Annotated in this window: 18 protein-coding genes; 2 read left to right on the forward strand and 16 right to left on the reverse strand. The window is 48.8% G+C overall.

The window, feature by feature from the left end; all coding sequences use genetic code 11:
• Positions 1-203 precede the first annotated feature (203 nt).
• Both Pan54_RS13235 and Pan54_RS13240 read left to right on the forward strand, forming a co-directional pair.
• A complete protein-coding gene (locus tag Pan54_RS13235; protein WP_146503927.1) occupies positions 204-614 on the forward strand; it encodes a PEGA domain-containing protein in 411 nt (136 codons plus the stop codon).
• 100 nt (positions 615-714) lie between these two features.
• Positions 715-1,452: a metal-dependent hydrolase gene (locus Pan54_RS13240; RefSeq protein ID WP_146503928.1), complete on the forward strand. Its 738-nt coding sequence runs from the start codon at positions 715-717 to the stop codon at positions 1,450-1,452.
• 124 nt (positions 1,453-1,576) lie between these two features.
• Here the strand turns inward: Pan54_RS13240 and Pan54_RS25880 are convergent, their stop codons facing one another.
• From Pan54_RS25880 to Pan54_RS13315, 16 genes are all read right to left on the reverse strand, one after another.
• The gene (locus Pan54_RS25880; protein WP_165441766.1) at positions 1,577-1,747 is read right to left on the reverse strand and encodes a hypothetical protein; all 171 of its coding nucleotides are present in this window, start codon (positions 1,745-1,747) and stop codon (positions 1,577-1,579) included.
• Between the two features lie 31 nt (positions 1,748-1,778).
• The gene (locus Pan54_RS13245; RefSeq protein ID WP_146503929.1) at positions 1,779-2,540 is read right to left on the reverse strand and encodes a PIG-L deacetylase family protein; all 762 of its coding nucleotides are present in this window, start codon (positions 2,538-2,540) and stop codon (positions 1,779-1,781) included.
• A gap of 113 nt (positions 2,541-2,653) precedes the next feature.
• Positions 2,654-2,929 (reverse strand): hypothetical protein, encoded by a 276-nt coding sequence (locus Pan54_RS13250; RefSeq protein WP_146503930.1) that lies wholly within the window; start codon positions 2,927-2,929, stop codon positions 2,654-2,656.
• Positions 2,930-3,077: 148 nt separating this feature from the next.
• Positions 3,078-4,481, reverse strand: a complete 1,404-nt coding sequence (locus Pan54_RS13255; protein WP_146503931.1) for an HD domain-containing protein — start codon at positions 4,479-4,481, stop codon at positions 3,078-3,080.
• Between the two features lie 156 nt (positions 4,482-4,637).
• The gene (flhB, locus tag Pan54_RS13260) at positions 4,638-5,711 is read right to left on the reverse strand and encodes a flagellar biosynthesis protein FlhB (RefSeq protein WP_146503932.1); all 1,074 of its coding nucleotides are present in this window, start codon (positions 5,709-5,711) and stop codon (positions 4,638-4,640) included.
• Between the two features lie 99 nt (positions 5,712-5,810).
• Positions 5,811-6,809: a flagellar biosynthetic protein FliR gene (locus tag Pan54_RS13265; RefSeq protein WP_146503933.1), complete on the reverse strand. Its 999-nt coding sequence runs from the start codon at positions 6,807-6,809 to the stop codon at positions 5,811-5,813.
• Positions 6,810-6,999: 190 nt separating this feature from the next.
• On the reverse strand, positions 7,000-7,266 hold the full coding sequence (gene fliQ, locus Pan54_RS13270; RefSeq protein WP_146503934.1) for a flagellar biosynthesis protein FliQ: 267 nt from the start codon (positions 7,264-7,266) through the stop codon (positions 7,000-7,002).
• Between the two features lie 301 nt (positions 7,267-7,567).
• A complete protein-coding gene (gene fliP, locus Pan54_RS13275) occupies positions 7,568-8,413 on the reverse strand; it encodes a flagellar type III secretion system pore protein FliP (RefSeq protein ID WP_242631318.1) in 846 nt (281 codons plus the stop codon).
• A gap of 86 nt (positions 8,414-8,499) precedes the next feature.
• On the reverse strand, positions 8,500-9,522 hold the full coding sequence (locus tag Pan54_RS13280; RefSeq protein ID WP_146503936.1) for a FliO/MopB family protein: 1,023 nt from the start codon (positions 9,520-9,522) through the stop codon (positions 8,500-8,502).
• A 64-nt stretch (positions 9,523-9,586) separates the two neighbouring features.
• Positions 9,587-10,225: a flagellar motor switch protein FliN gene (fliN, locus tag Pan54_RS13285; protein ID WP_207310138.1), complete on the reverse strand. Its 639-nt coding sequence runs from the start codon at positions 10,223-10,225 to the stop codon at positions 9,587-9,589.
• Positions 10,226-10,287: 62 nt separating this feature from the next.
• On the reverse strand, positions 10,288-10,836 hold the full coding sequence (locus Pan54_RS13290) for a flagellar basal body-associated FliL family protein (RefSeq protein WP_146503937.1): 549 nt from the start codon (positions 10,834-10,836) through the stop codon (positions 10,288-10,290).
• 219 nt (positions 10,837-11,055) lie between these two features.
• Complete coding sequence (locus Pan54_RS13295) at positions 11,056-11,760, reverse strand: OmpA/MotB family protein (protein WP_146503938.1); 705 nt, start codon at positions 11,758-11,760, stop codon at positions 11,056-11,058.
• A gap of 69 nt (positions 11,761-11,829) precedes the next feature.
• Positions 11,830-12,609, reverse strand: coding sequence for a motility protein A (locus Pan54_RS13300; protein WP_146506432.1), 780 nt, complete (start codon positions 12,607-12,609; stop codon positions 11,830-11,832).
• Positions 12,610-12,748: 139 nt separating this feature from the next.
• Positions 12,749-12,949 carry a flagellar FlbD family protein gene (locus tag Pan54_RS13305; protein WP_146503939.1) on the reverse strand — a complete coding sequence of 67 codons (201 nt, stop codon included), beginning with the start codon at positions 12,947-12,949 and terminating at the stop codon, positions 12,749-12,751.
• 49 nt (positions 12,950-12,998) lie between these two features.
• Entirely contained in the window at positions 12,999-14,717 is a 1,719-nt protein-coding gene (locus Pan54_RS26660) for a flagellar hook-basal body complex protein (protein WP_146503940.1), read from the reverse strand.
• A 178-nt stretch (positions 14,718-14,895) separates the two neighbouring features.
• Positions 14,896-15,357 (reverse strand): flagellar hook capping FlgD N-terminal domain-containing protein, encoded by a 462-nt coding sequence (locus Pan54_RS13315; RefSeq protein WP_146503941.1) that lies wholly within the window; start codon positions 15,355-15,357, stop codon positions 14,896-14,898.
• Positions 15,358-15,420: the final 63 nt, after the last annotated feature.

The raw sequence follows: 15,420 nt of genomic DNA on the forward strand, positions 1-15,420 counted from the left end.
TGAATCACGAGTCATTTCATTCAATTTGAATAAGCTCTGTTTTTTACCTGCTTTCAATCCTTGGCGTCTTGGCAGTTCATTAATATATTGGGCCCTTTTTCCTGTGATTTCGCCTGAAAATCCGGTCTTGGCTCATTTTCGTGCTTTCGATAAACTTCCGCTGCTATTCCAGGGAGAATGGTTCCAAATAAGACACTCTTTTCATGCGTCATCCGGTTATACCCATCCTAATAATGATTGTCTTCTGCCTCAGCCTGGGCTCAGGGTGCGTCAGTCGCCGGCTTACGATCCGTACCAATCCGCCGGGGGCACTGGTCAAATTGAACGGCAAACGGCTCGGTTTTTCGCCCGTTTCCACCGATTTCACTTACTATGGTACTTATGAAATCGAACTCGTGAAGGATGGTTACGAAACCGAAACCATTCTGCAGAAAATTTCCGCTCCCTGGTATCAGAAATTTCCAATCGATTTTTTCTCGGATAATCTCTCTCCATTTCAGGTGACTAATCGCCACGAATATACCTGGCCATTACGACCCAAGAAAATCATTCCTACCGACGATCTCCTCAATCGAGCCAATCAGTTACGTTCCGATGCTCTGATTGGTCCTTAGCTCTTTTCAATTCTCATCTCAATTGATTCCAAACCACACTGATGGGTCTTCGCCCTAAGTGTCTGTCCTTTCGCAGCCTCAGCAAAAGCGTGAATCCATCATGGCAGCATTTCGAGAACACGTAACCGTCAGTGGCGTTTTAGGGTTGGGATATGGCATGACTGCCTGGATTGCTTATGGCTTCACGCCGATCGAATCGACTCTGGCGGGATTTCTGACCGCATTTGGAGGGATGTTACCCGATCTGGATTCAAAAACGTCGCGTCCGGTTCGCGAACTTTTTGGAATCCTGGCTGCCGTAGGGCCGTTGCTGGTCTTAGGTGAAACGTTGAAAGCCTTGCATCTCCCACCCACTCGTGAATCGGGAGCCTTGACGTTCATTGCCCTGTATTTATTAATCCGCTATGGCGGAGCCTATCTGGTCGGAAAAGTCGCAACGCATCGGGGAATGTTTCATAGCATTCCTGCGGCATTAATTACGGGACAAATTGCCTTTCTGGCTCATTGTGATTCCCCCATTCCGACCAAATGGCTGATTGCTCTCGGCATCATGATTGGCTTCTTCTCGCATCTGATACTCGATGAAGCCTACAGTGTTCAATGGACTGGAGTTCGTGTCCGACTGAAGAAATCGGCAGGGACGGCTCTTAAAATGATTGGCAAAGATCATGCCGCAAACATTGTAACGTATGGCATTTTAATCACACTGAGTTATGCCGTCGCGGGGAATATTATCCTCGACTTAGAGAACAACAAAAAAACTGTTGAACTGGAACCAGTCCAGTTGCATCAGACTGCTGAGTTTCCAGACGATTTGTCGGATACTGTAGTCCGATAAGCAAATGAATTGCACAACCAGGTGAGCCGAGTCAGTGAGGACTCTGTTATTTGCATCCTCACTGTGTGAGACAAACTGGGGGCTTCGCTTCGCTACGTCCCCAGCCACCCATTGCTTATGTTATTTATAATTGCCCTGCCTGAATGCTCTTCCAGGTCCACCAGATGACGTAAAAGCTAGTGAAGATTGTGTAAGCAAAAAACAGACTCAGCATCCACCCTAGCATATTGCCAGCCAGAACATCATCGTCATCGATTGGCTGATCCTCTGGAATGGCTAATTCATTATCAATCATTGTCTTAACCTGTTATTGACCTACAAATCTATTATTTTAAGTTCAGTAATTCGCCCAGCAGATTATCGTGTGGGAAAGGATGCCCCTTGTGTTGTCGGAAACCTTCTCCGTAGGCGAAGCCATTTTCTTCGCCGCGGGTTGCACTCCAGCGTTTGCAGCTGTCGAGATATTCATCCATACCGTGAATCGCCCGCAACCACTCGCGTTGACTCGCATGACAGGCCAGCATTTCCAGCTTTAAGTCCATCTTCTCACTGATGTCCACAACAAACTGTGGCGGCATCGGATTGCCGTAGTAGTCAGTCCCTTCAATGGGATCGACATAATACAGATGTGGCAAGTGATCCAGATAAGGAGCCGGGTCCCATTGATGGGTTTTGTAATTCGGCACTGTGGCTCCGAAACAGGCATCTTTCACAAGCACGCTGGTTGCTTCATGGTCGCAATGGTAATCGAGCGGTGGAGCAGTGATAACGATATCGGGTCGAGCTTTTCGAATGATTTCGGTCACACGACGACGGGAATCGTCATCGTTAAAAATCGCCAGATCACCGAATTCTCCACAGACAAACTCCGCCCCCAACATCTGAGCCGACTTCTCTGCCTCACCACGCCGAACAGCCGCGATTTCCTTCTGCGATAAATCCATACTTCCTAGGTCGCCCGCGGTCATTGTGCAGTAAACAATTTCACAGCCTCGATCTTTCAACAATGCTAGCGTGCCCGCGTATTGAAGTTCGATATCATCGGGATGAGCATGAATTGCCAGAATGCGTTTGGGTTGATCGGTCATGGATGTGGTCCATCAAGGCATTTGAAGCAGGATAATTGGAGTCGATTGAATGTATTTAATTCTGACAGGAATCGCATATTGATGCAAACTAACGACATTGTTCAGGCACCACCTTATTCGGTTAATTCCTTCGGTTTTCCAGTGATAAATCCAATGATCTCGGCACCGTCCTGGAAATCAGGATCAAACTCAATCGCGACCGTGTCGTCGAAAACCCACCTGACCTCTTGTCCGTTTGCATTTCTGTATGTCACCGGCTCTTCAGCTGTTAATCGCAACATGACCTCGTCAATGGAATCAGAAGCAAAGTAGCGAACCTGATAATCCAGGCTTTCCGTAGGCTCACCCGCAACTTCACAGTGGTATACTGCTATGACAAGGATCGGCATGTGGAACTATCTCCAAATGACAAATAAGAAACTCCAGAGTGGTGGATGAAGTCGATAAAAGATCTCAATTAAATCGTAGGTATTTCCCGCACTCTTCTTACGGCTGCGCCGCCCCGAAAGAACCTTTCGGGGCCACCCAAATGATAAGTTACATATTCGTTTTCGCATCGGTTGCATCACCCAGAATGGAATTCAGGGCGGCTGTGATCAGCGGTTCTTGGCCGTGATCCTGAGTGTAAATTCGGAAGATCAAGAAGCTGATCGGAAGTTGTCGGAAGAGTTCGTCATCGTTCAGTTCTGTTGGCATTCCGACTGCGGGATCGAGCAGAAAATTTTGCCCATTGACCGGCAGTTTGGCACTCGGTCGATGGTAGTGCTGGGCGACATCGTATCGTAAATCGATGTCCCGAAGTTCGCTTGGCAGCCGCTCTTTCACGCGTTTTAGAACCAGTTCCGGCTCGGAGAATATCGTCATCCGGGCAGCACCGGCTGTATGGAAGTTCAATGTTCGTTCGCAGGCCATTTTCCAGCTGACATCGCGACGCAAAATTGCATCCCATTGTCGTCCCAGTTCCTGAATCTCAGGATTCGAACTCTTCGACCAGCGGGCAATATCGACCAGAAAAGAAGTCTCTGTCAAATGCAGATATTCATCGAGATGTTCGAGTGGGTTACCTGGGAAGAGATGTTTCATCGTTTGTGGGAACAGATCTTCCAAGGCGATATCCAATGCCCGAACCGTACGATGAAAATAGATAGTGCGGAACAGATTCGCCCGGGTCTCGATAAAGTTGACCAGTGTAGGCAGCCCGCGAATGTGAATGGTCAACCCCTGCGGCGTGAAGAAGCTGTAGTGCAGCAGCCGGGAGATATCGAAAGCCTTCGTGTTGTAGCCTGACATATAGGCATCGCGAAGGACGAAGTCCATGTTGTCGACGGTATAAATTCCGCTGAAGAGAGATCGCAGTCTTCTGAGCCAGACGGGGTGCCCTTCGTCATCCTGCACACTTTTGGGCCGCCGAATCAACCAGCCGATTTGCCGGGGGTCGAGTACTTCGAGGGGTTTAAAGGCTCCGTGAGGATTTCGACGCACGCCTCGAATGAGATCTCCGAGTTCATGCTCGATCAGATAAGCTCCGACATCTTCGTGAGTCAGGTTGTATTGATCGAGATAATGATCATCGAAGAAGTGACCGAAGGGGCCGTGGCCAACATCATGCAACAAAGCCGCTAATCGGCACAGACTTTCCACATAAGGTTTGCTGGGAACGCTGTCACAGGAATCGGCCAGGGAATCGTACCATTGATCAATACACCGTGATGCCAGATGCATTGCTCCCAGAATATGCTGAAACCGCATATGTTCAGCCGAGGGAAAGACCCACCAGGCGGTTTGCAGCTGATGAATCTGACGCATCCGCTGCACCCAGGGATTATCAATAATCTCCTGCTCAGACGTTTCGTTGTCGGGCAGCCCGTACCGCGAAGTGAAGGAGATGTATCCGTGAATCGGATCGTGAACGAGACTTTCAGCCAGATAATCGTGAGACATGTGGGGATCAAATGTTTTTCAATGGGTGAGGGAAAATATATGCGGATTGATTTTAGCAGATGAATGGGAAAAGGTTAGAGATTAGAGGGGAGAGGTGAGAGTATTTTTTGGAACCCATTCTAACTCTAACCACTCACCTCTAATCTCTAACCTCGATTAACTCGGCAGTTTCTTGCCGGAGACCTGGTAGACGTAGGCCATGATTTCGACGAAGACTTCGTAGAGGTCGACAGGGATCGGGTGGCCGACTTTGACGTCTTTGTAGAGAGCGCGGGCGAGCGGTTTGCGTTCGATAATGGGGATGTTGTGTTCGCGAGCAATCTCCCGGATTTTCATCGCGATTTCGCCCATCCCTTTGGCGACGATATACGGAGCTTCGTTTTTTTCTGGATCGTATTTGATGGCAATCGAAATGTGTGTCGGGTTCGTAATCACGACATCAGCATCCTTCACCGAACCCATTTCCTTTGCAGAGGCGAGTTTGCGGTGGGCCTCTTTGCGACGCTGACGCATTTGCGGATCGCCATCCATGTTTTTCATTTCATCACGAATTTCCTGCTTCGTCATTTTGAGATCCTGCTCATACTTCCATTTCTGGAAGCTGTAATCGAGGATCGCAATCACGAGCATCGCCAACGCCAACTGAAATGAGAGCTCAAGAATGGTCGAGCCGATCATTTCCATGACGACGTTCGTCTCGGCATTTCCCAGAATTTGCAGTTTAGGCAGGTTTGTATAGATGAACCACGAAGCAACTGAAGCCATCACGATAATTTTGGCGACACTGGTCCCGAGTTTCGCCAGACTGGCAACGGAAAAGATTTTTTGAAAACCTGAAATCGGATTGAGTCTTGTCCACTTCAAACTGAGTGGTTCGCTCGTGAACAGAAATCCAATTTGGGCCAGATTAGCCAGCAGAGCGGCACAGAACATTAATGTCAGAAATGGCAGGATAAAATCGGAGACATGATAAAACATCTGCCTCATATCCTGGGTCACACCAGCGGCATCGAGTTCGAGCAAAGCCGGCCCGGAGAGATAGGTTTGCAACATGACTGCAAATCCCTGAGCGATACCGGGTCCGAAAAACAATAAGCCCCCCGTCGCGACCAGCATAATAGCAGCCGCGTTAACATCCACACTCTTCGCCACGTTGCCCTTCTGACGGGCCTCGCTGCGACGTTTGTCGGTTGGATCTTCAGTTTTGTCACCCTGATCGGAATCAGCCATGATGGGTTAATTAAGTATTAGATTTGTAGGGTGCGTCTTGATGCACCGTGTTGCCTGAAATCGTTCTTCCATAAGGTGCGTCAGGACGCACCCTACAGTTTATTGCCCATTCGAGATTAAGGAATGAGTCATCGCGTCGAGGACTTGCGGGAAGAGTTCGACGATGCCATCTGCGGCTCCGGAAAGTGTAACGGTAAGAATCGTCAGGCTGACCATCGCTCGAATCGGAAAGCCGAGGACGAGGACATTGACTTGGGGAACCGTGTAACCGAGAAAGCCCATTGCCACGGATAGTAAAGCCATAGCCGCAAGTAATGGTGCGGCAATTTGAATGGACAATGCTAACGATTGAGCCATCAGATTTCGCATCACTTCGAGCGAACCGGCATCAGCCCAGGCCATCCCAACGGGGATCACTTCAAACGTGTTCATCAGGCTCATCAACATCATCAGATGACCATCAAATGGCGGCATCACTAATAAGGCGGTTGTGCCGAGCAGAAAAAAGAGTTGTCCCGTTGGTGAAATACTTGTTCCCAGAGCCGGGTTAAAGATTTCGCTGAGTGCGGTTCCCGTCTGCTGATCGAACGTTTCGCCCGCCAGTTGTAAGCCGGTCAGAATGATGTTCACTCCCAGCCCGAGCATCATGCCGATCGCCAGTTCGGTGGAAGCAATCCAGATCAGATCGAACAACGTCGAAGGCACCCCTTTAGCCGCCAGAAACTCCTGGCGAGTCAAGCGAACTTTCTGGATTTCCTCTTCAGGGAGATTCGTATCGAGTGCTTGCGAATGAAATGGACGCGGGACTTCATTTCCTTCAAGGACTCCGTTTTGATCGACATCAAGCGTTTCAAAACCACGTGCACGGATGTCCGGCAGGGAGGGCGTCACTATTAATGCCAGCGAGAACGCAAACAGAAATTTGACATTCGAGGGGATCGAGGTATGTCCGAAGAATGGTCCAATCAGCATCAGCCCACTCAAGCGGACCAGCACCAGGATGAATGTCATAAAGTAAGCCAGCGCGGCATCGACCACCAGATGATGTGCCCAGTTATTGAGGGCTCCTCCAGAAATCTGATCAATGGCTTCAAACATGAGTGGGAATGTTTCAAATGAAATCAGTAGTTTGCAGGGTGCGTCTCGACGCACCAGACTCGGCTTCACTTCCAGAGTGATTTTGAGAGCTTCTTGTACAGTATTTTTACAGGTAATGAGTTTCCTGCATTCGAATGTCCATTCCGGTGCGTCGAGACGCACCCTACTGCTATGTTTTATTTGTCGTTAACTACAGGTTATTGGGAATCGATTGCCACAGGTCTATGGTGTACTCAACAACCATGCCGAAAATCCAGGGCATCAACACAAGTACCGACCCGACCATGGCGATGATCTTCGGCACGAAACTGAGGGTCTGATCCTGCAATTGTGTGACGGCTTGAAACAGACTGATCGCCAGGCCAACGACCATGGCAATCAGCATCACAGGTGTGCCAACCAGTAAAGCCAAGACGATGGCAGATCGAGTAATTTCGACGGCGAGATCGATGTTCATGTTTGGTCTAGGGTCTAGGGACTTGGGTCCAGGGTATGTTCTTATAATCGTGTGCCATGCTTGTATCGCGAAGCAGGACAAGCATGTTTGCGGGAGTTATCTATTCAAGTATTTGATTAATCTGTGCATTCCGGAAACATCCTCTTTCCTTCACATTGGGGATAGTATTCTTCCCTTCTCCTTGAGGAGAAGGTGGCCGCAGGCCGTATGAGGGGATCACATCGGCGTTCTCATTAAATTCACGCGGATTTCCCTAACCCTGAGGGGAGAGGGAACATGTCTTAGATCGTTAATAATTTTCTCACCCTGTGCCGGTAAATGGTTGGACGCTGTGGAGGAGCATTTCGACCGTGAGGTACCAGCCATCGACGAGGACGAAGAGCAGAAGTTTGAATGGGAGTGAAATCAGAACTGGTGGCAGCATCATCATGCCCATGCTGATGAGAATCGAGGCGACCACCATATCGATAATGATGAATGGGAGATAAATTTGAAATCCGATAATGAATGCCGTTTTCAATTCGCTGAGCATGAATGCGGGAATTAAAACCGTTGTATGGACTTCATCAAAGTTTTCAGGAGCCTTCCAGTTGGAGGCTTCGGGGGTGCCGGGGGCCGGGCGTTGATAATCGATGAACATCCAGACGGCATTCTCGTTTCCGGTGCGGAAAATCTGATCGCTCATAAACCGCCGGATCGGCTTCAGAGATCGCTCGGCAGCCAATTGCAGGCCCACTTCCTGATCCTGCGTCGTTTCATAAGTCGATTCGGAATAGGGTTGAATCCCATTCTCATACGCTTGCTTCCAGACCGGCCACATCACCATGATTGTCAGGAACATGCCGAGCGAAAGTAAAACCTGATTCGGGGGGAGTTGCTGAGTCCCCAGTGCCTGCCGCAGAATCCCGAGGACAATGACGATGCGAATGAAACAGGTCGTCATGATCAAAATGGAAGGAGCCAGACTGATCAGCGTGAGCATGACCATCAGCTTCAAAGTCGGCGTTAATCCTTGTGGAGACACCAACTTGTCGGGATCGAATCCCTGAGGAAAAACAGACTCCGCGGGTGCCCCAACGATGTCCGCTTGCCCGGATTCCAGCGGCAATAAAGGAGCAATGGGTGATCCCGAAAGGTTGGAAATCATGTCCGATTGCGCGAATACCTCCACTGTTCCAATTGATAAAACGAAGGAAGCTATAACAAGGAATCCAATAGCACTTCTCGCAGGGATCATAGTCGTCCCTCCCGCGCGGCTTCGAGTGTTTTTTCCAGATCCGCAATATCCTCAGCGGAAATTGAGGAGGCTTTGCGAGCCTCTTTGAAGGAAAAAGAAATTGGTTCCGAGGTGATCGGCTGACGTCGCTGCTGTTTTTGTCGCTCGCGATGCTGGCGATCGAGATTGACTTTTTCAGAATTTTTCAGGCCGCCCGAAAGCAGCATTTTGAATGAGGATGTCATATCGGATTGAGGTGCAGCGGTTTTGCAGAGTCCGCGAATCTGATCGACTTCGACAGGATCGGTGATTTCTGCCAATGTATTCAGGCCATCCAGTGAGGAACCAAGCACTAGTATTCTTTGCCCTGCTTTGACAAAAACAATGCTGTGTCGCTGATCGACAACCTTACGACCGAGAATATCGAGCACTTCGGCACTAAGATTTTGAGACGCAAAGGGAATCTGTTTTTTGACGATTCGTGAAAGGAAAAAAATGATGCTGATTACACCGGCAAGAGCCAGGACTGGCGTCAAAAATTTACTAACGCTCGATTGACCAGAGTGACTCGCTTTGGTGCCATCTTCGTTCAAAGCAAATCGTCCGGTCGCCTTTTTCAGGGGGATCGGATCGACTCCAGAATCTCCTGGAGATGTCTCGGAAGGTTTAGAATTAGCAGGAGCCGATTGATGAGGTATTTCTGATTTCGGTTCAACAGTCTGTGACTGTTTGGGCGGAATTTGAGATTGAAAGGATTCGGGAAGATTGATCGTGGGCGAATAATTTCTCACCGCCCTGGGTTGCTGCGGTTGTGCAGAAGGAGCTGAGAAATAAGGACTTTCCGCCGGTTGCTGAGCCCAGACTTCTGACGTGTTTGGCTTCCCAGTTGGAAATTCGTCTGCAGTAAGAGAAGCCGAAAAGGAGGCAATCAGCAGAAGAGAGAGTAGAACGAATTTTGACGCAAACCGACCGAGCAATAATGAAATCGCCTCTGCCAATTTCGGTTCTGTCTGTCCGTAACGATTCCCTGAGAGAAGCATCCGTGCCCCCACTCCTCAACGTCGCAGATGTACTGCGGCATTTAACTGTCTGGAATCGAATGACCTATTTTTGTGGTGTCAAAATTTCTGCGACACGCACACAAAAGTTATCGTTCAAAACCAGGACTTCCCCCCGGGCAATCAATCGACCATTCACGAGAATATCGACCGGATCGCCGGCTAATTTGTCAAGAGGCACAACGCTTCCCGACTTTAACGAAACGACTTCTTCAATCTGAAGTTCCGCACGGCCCAACTCAATTCGCAAATCGAGTTCGACATCCTGAAGCAGGTTCAACTCGCCACGTTGCGAGTTCCCCAGAACACGATTCAGGTCCTGTAGTGGGAGCGAAGTCGCTCCCGAAACATCTTTTTTTTGACTGGAATGATTGCCGAAGTCTGCGGAGATCGCAGCAGCCAGATTCGCTTCCGCTTCATTCAATAACTCTTCGGTCGCATGACTTGGCTTAGGTTTAGGTGGCGTTTCCGAACCGGAAAGCTCGGGTGACTGACCAGAATTTGCCCCTGCCAGCAAGGCCTCGATGTCACTGGCATCAAGCAAATCTCCATCAGAAATATTCTCTGTGTTATCCGATGATGATTCTTCATCGGATTCTGAAGACGGAGAATCAGACGAAATGCCATCTCGATTATTGAGCATGGCCTCAATTTCGCTCGGATCGATCATGTCGTCGTCAGCCACGTTACTCTCCGCGAATCCAAGAGATACTCAATACAAAACGCTTACTACTCAACTCTATCAAATTACTGTTCCATTTTTCGATAATCCGTAATGATGACGGATGTCACAAAACTCTGACTGAGAATTTTGTTGATTTCTTCGCGAATCTGCCGTTTCACCATACTCAAATGTGGATCATTCAAATCTTCAATGGCGGCACTGCGAATGATGGTATTGACCGTTTGTCGAATTTTGTTCTTATGAGTTTTTTTAGCCTCTGTAAATGGCTCTGCCAGATGAGAGGGAACTTCAACATGCAAATTGAATGAAACATGAATTGCCTGACCGCCACTAGATAAACTGTTTGTGCAGTTAAATAACGGTGAGATATCGACTTCTGTGGTTTCGGTATCGTCGAGAGTTTCTCCGGCCAGGAATGTCGGATCTTTGGGATCGATCTCTCCGGGATCCGATTCGCCGAACATGAAATACAGCATCAGAAACTGAACGATCATCACAACAATCAGTAATCCGGCAATTGCGATGAACTTCAACCAGAATCCGCTTCCAGAAGGCTTGGCAGATAATGCTTCTTCTGTCTGTACTGGTGCTTCGGGAGTTTCTGTCGCCATGTCTCATCCTCCATGATGAAAACCATTTGAGTCGCTTCAATTCTGAATTCTGCTTTGGGATCAAAATTATGAACGGCCTCAGTCATTTAAGGCCGTGAATTTCCCAGTTCGCAGAAAACAATCATTCCATCAGCGTAATTCAAGCAGGCCATTTCCAGACCAGTCTTCGCATTTTGCCCATCCCTCCGGGAATCAGGCGTATTTTGCGTTTAATTCGCTTTAGGGCTTTATATACGTGTCAATCAAAAACACGTCAACCCGATGATTGAGCGATTGCTGATCAGAATCGCGCGTGAGCATACGCGGTTCGGTGTCGCCAGCAGCACTGACGATGATGCGGTCTCGACTGATTTTCTTCTCGTCGACTAAGTATTTTGCAACGTTTTTCGCACGTGCAAAGGAAAGATCGAACTGATTAGCATATTGACTATCAGCTGGGAGTGGGACGGGAGAAGCATGGCCACGGATACAGATCAAATTCGGCTTATTGCTGATGATCTCAGCCAGGATGTCTAAAGTTTGCTTAATCTCATCGCTCAGTTCGGCTCCCTCAGGATCGAAACTGGCTGGTCCACCAATCGTCACAACAGATCCGTGATTAATTCGGCTGACGGCTTTATGAGCCCCGACATGACCTTCATCGTCCTGACTTTTGTGTTTAAGTCCTTCCTCAGACCGCATTCCCTTCGATTTGAAGGAACTGTATGGTGAGTTTGTCTGGAATGAAGGACCGGGAACACCACTGACACTCATTGGCGACGAACCGAATCGTTCGTTCAGTGCGTCCATCATCGCCCGCATTTGTCCATCCTGCTTCATCTGACTGAGTGAAACCAGCATTATGAAGAAGGTGAGCAAAAGTGACATCATGTCCCCGTAGGTTACTACCCACTCGGGAACTCCAGGCGGTCCATCATCATCCATTTCCGCCTCCAGATGTCCTCATTGTTGGTTAATTGCAGATTCTATTGCAGTCGGGTTAGTAACTATTAACTACGCCGCCTCTTTGTCTTCCGACGCTCTCTGGCTCACAGGCAGGAAAGTGCTCAGTTTCTGTTCGAGGACACGGGGATTGTCTCCATCCTGAATGGAGAGAATCCCTCTCACAATGACTTCGCGAACTTCCAGTTCCCGTTTGCTGTAGAAGCCGAGTTTGTCGGCAAAAGGAAGGAAAATCATGTTGGAAACCATCGCACCATAGAGTGTAGTAATCAGTGCGACCGCCATACCGGGACCGATAGCCGCCGGATCGTCCATATTCCCCAACATGATGATCAACCCCATTAAGGTACCGATCATTCCAAAGGCGGGAGCATATCGTCCCACCGTCTCCATGAGGCTTTTGCCCGTTTTATGCCGCATGGCGACGGCTTCCATTTCGGTTCGTAACACTGCTTCCATCAATTCGGCATCGGTCCCATCGACCGCCATTTGTATGCCCAACAGGATGAAGGGATCGGAAATTTCTTCCGTCTTACTTTCCAGTGCCAGAATTCCATCCCGACGAGCGATTTCGGCAAATTCAACCAGTTGGCTGATGACCGGTTTCAAATCGCTGACTTTTGGGTTGAAGACTTTCTTCATCACCCCGGGAACAAGGAATAACGCTGCAAACGGAAAAGCGATGCAGGTGGCTGCAATCGCCCCCCCAATCACGACAGCTGCAGAAGCCGCATCCCAGAAGGCAAGGAACGATCCGCCCGGTGCCAGCATAACAGCCAGCGCCAGCAGCCCGAAAGCCATGACCAATCCGCCTACGGTCGCCTTATCCATTATTCCTGACTTTGGTTGAGAAGTGTGTTTCAGATTGAGTGCTGAGAGTTGAAGGCTCAAGTAGGACAGGCATCCTGCCTGTCAAATGCCCCGCTCACCGTTAGTAATAGACAGGCAAGATGCCTGTCCTACAAATAGGTTATGTTCCCATCCCAGGAATCCGTCGAACCGAACGCGAATAGTCGACACTGCGTTTTACGACTTCATCGACTGATTCGAGCACAATGAGGCGATCATCGGATGTCAAAGTGATGTAGGTATCAGGCCGACTTTCGATATAGCGGATTAATTCCGCATTGAGTACGAATTGATCGCCATTGAGTTTTGTTAATTTAATCAAGGGATGCTCCTTCACACCCGAATTCTCTGAGCCGCACTACAAACGATTATTATCGACCTAACAACAACAGTTCATCGACGAGCCGTTGTACGGAATCGATCACGCGGGCATTTCCTCGATAGTTGGTCGAGGAGACAATCAAATCGACCAGATTTCGCCCGATATCGGTATTGGACAATTCAATCGAACCGGAGCGAATCGTTCCCGCTCCGAAGTTCCCAGCTGTCACCAGGAAAGGTGTTCCGGAACTGACTCCTTCCAGGAATGTCGTATTCCCGTTATCGAGCAAACCCTGGGGATTTGAAAATCGAGCTAAAACAACCTGGCCTAATGTCCGGATGATTCCGTTATCAAAGATACCATTGATCACACCCGTTTCATCAATCACGAAACGAGACAACGATCCCGGACTCGAACCATCCTGCGATTGCAGCGTGATTGCACTTCCTGCTGAGGTAGTCGAAATCCCGGTTAATGTCGAAAAGTCGATATTAATCTGCATCGGGCTGACCGCAGCAGTATTGTTCCGATCAATTGAGAACTGCTGAATAGCTCCCGATGAAACCTCCCCGACTCCGTCAAACACAAACGAGCCATTGGCAAGAACAACATCTGCATCACTGTCATCGTTACTTTCCAGGAAGTAACGGAATGTTGAAGAGGTTGAATCTCGGGATTCCAGATAGGTCGTCAGCTTAACGTTGACTTCCTGTCCGAGAGAATCGTAAACGATGAAGTCAGTAATCGAACTTTCACCATCAGCCGTCTGATTTTTTGAAAATGGAATTTCAACAGTGGCGGATGTGGTTCCGTCAGTTTTGGTGAAGTCGCCCAGAGTCAATGAAATATCATTAACCGATCCTCGATTCCCGATAACTTGAATAAGACCGTTCGCATCAATCGTGATGCCGGGATTGGAACCACCTTCAGTAGGGACATCCCCCCCACTATGAATTCCGAGTGTTTGATCCATCATCGTCAACAACTCAGCAAGGCTTGTAGTCGCAGTCACAGCCAACGTTTGTGGCTCTAATAACCGTCCCCCTTTTCGTGGAGTAAAAGTGATGACATCGTTAGCATTAAAAAGTGCCGTTGTATCCCCATCCTTGTATAAATCAGTCAATAAGGTCGTCCCCGAGGCTGTATCTCCACCGACAACAGTTCCTCCAGCGGTATTTACGAAAGCATCCTGTGAGGAAAGTGTCGTTCCCTGCGTGGAGACACTACCTGTAGAAAGCACTGCTCCACTGATTTCGACATTTCGCGTCTGCTGAGCGACGGTCAAATCCCCCAGAGGAATTTCGATATCGGTCAACTGAGTGGTGACCAGATTAAAATCTTCATCAACACCATAACCCTGAACACGTAAGCCAGCTGGTGTAACCAATGAATCTTCACTGCTCAAATTGAAATTGCCAGCACGGGTATAAACATTCCCGTCAGATCCACTGACAATAAAAAATCCATCCCCTTGAATGGCCAGGTCGGAAGGGCTTGCTGAGTTGGTAATTGAGCCCTGCGTGAAGTCTTTGACGATCGCAGCCGAATTGGCTCCCAAACCGATCTGCTTGGGATTCGTCCCCCCGTTACCAGTGGTCGGTCGCGAACCGACTGAGAGTGTTCGAGACAACTGCGTCTGGAACAATACGTTCGAAGCTTTGTAGCCGTTCGTACCGGCATTGGCAATATTATTACCGATGACATCGATCGTCTGTTCGTTAAGTGCCAGACCATTCAATGACGTCGTAAGTGCGGACGTTAATCCCATAGTGTCCCCCGACAGTTAATCATCCCTGACAAACCCTTCCCCCCAGGAACGGATTTGTTGTCGTTTTATTTTCCGAAGCTGATCAGAAGTCAGTGATTCATTGACATAACGATCAGCATCACAGTCTCTATCGGCATCCTGCGGAAAAATCCGCAGTCTTCTCCTATTTTACCATTTGTCACGCAGCGACATCGCTGACAGCCGTAATGTTTTCAATTGGTATTTCGTCTTCGCCAATTCCGACATAAGCTTTGCCATCTTTCAATATGGCGCGAGTCACTTCCCCTTCGACGGTTTCATCTTCACCCGTCAGCGGGTTATTCACGGTTGCAGTGACATACCGCCCGATCATCGAAGCCGCAGATGAGGCAAATGAAGCCGATGCGGCACTGGTCTGGTTTTTCGTAAGCGTATCAAGAGATTCTTCCAGATCGATACTCGCCTGCAGACCTCGCATTTCAGAAATCTGCCCTAGCAAAGCTTCATTACTAACCGGCTCGGTCGGATCCTGATTTTGCAATTGCACAATCAGAAGCTTGAGAAACTCTTCCGCATTAAGGGCATTGAATCCGGTGCTCGCCTCATCGACAACACTGATCGGTTTCCCATCGGGACTGTAGACCGTATCAATAACAGCCATGTTCTATTCCTTATCTGACAATAATTGTCTTCAAACTGCTGCCCGAAAATCGATCCATTGATT

Origin of the sequence: Rubinisphaera italica (assembly GCF_007859715.1) — a bacterium.
Lineage (GTDB): Bacteria > Planctomycetota > Planctomycetia > Planctomycetales > Planctomycetaceae > Rubinisphaera > Rubinisphaera italica.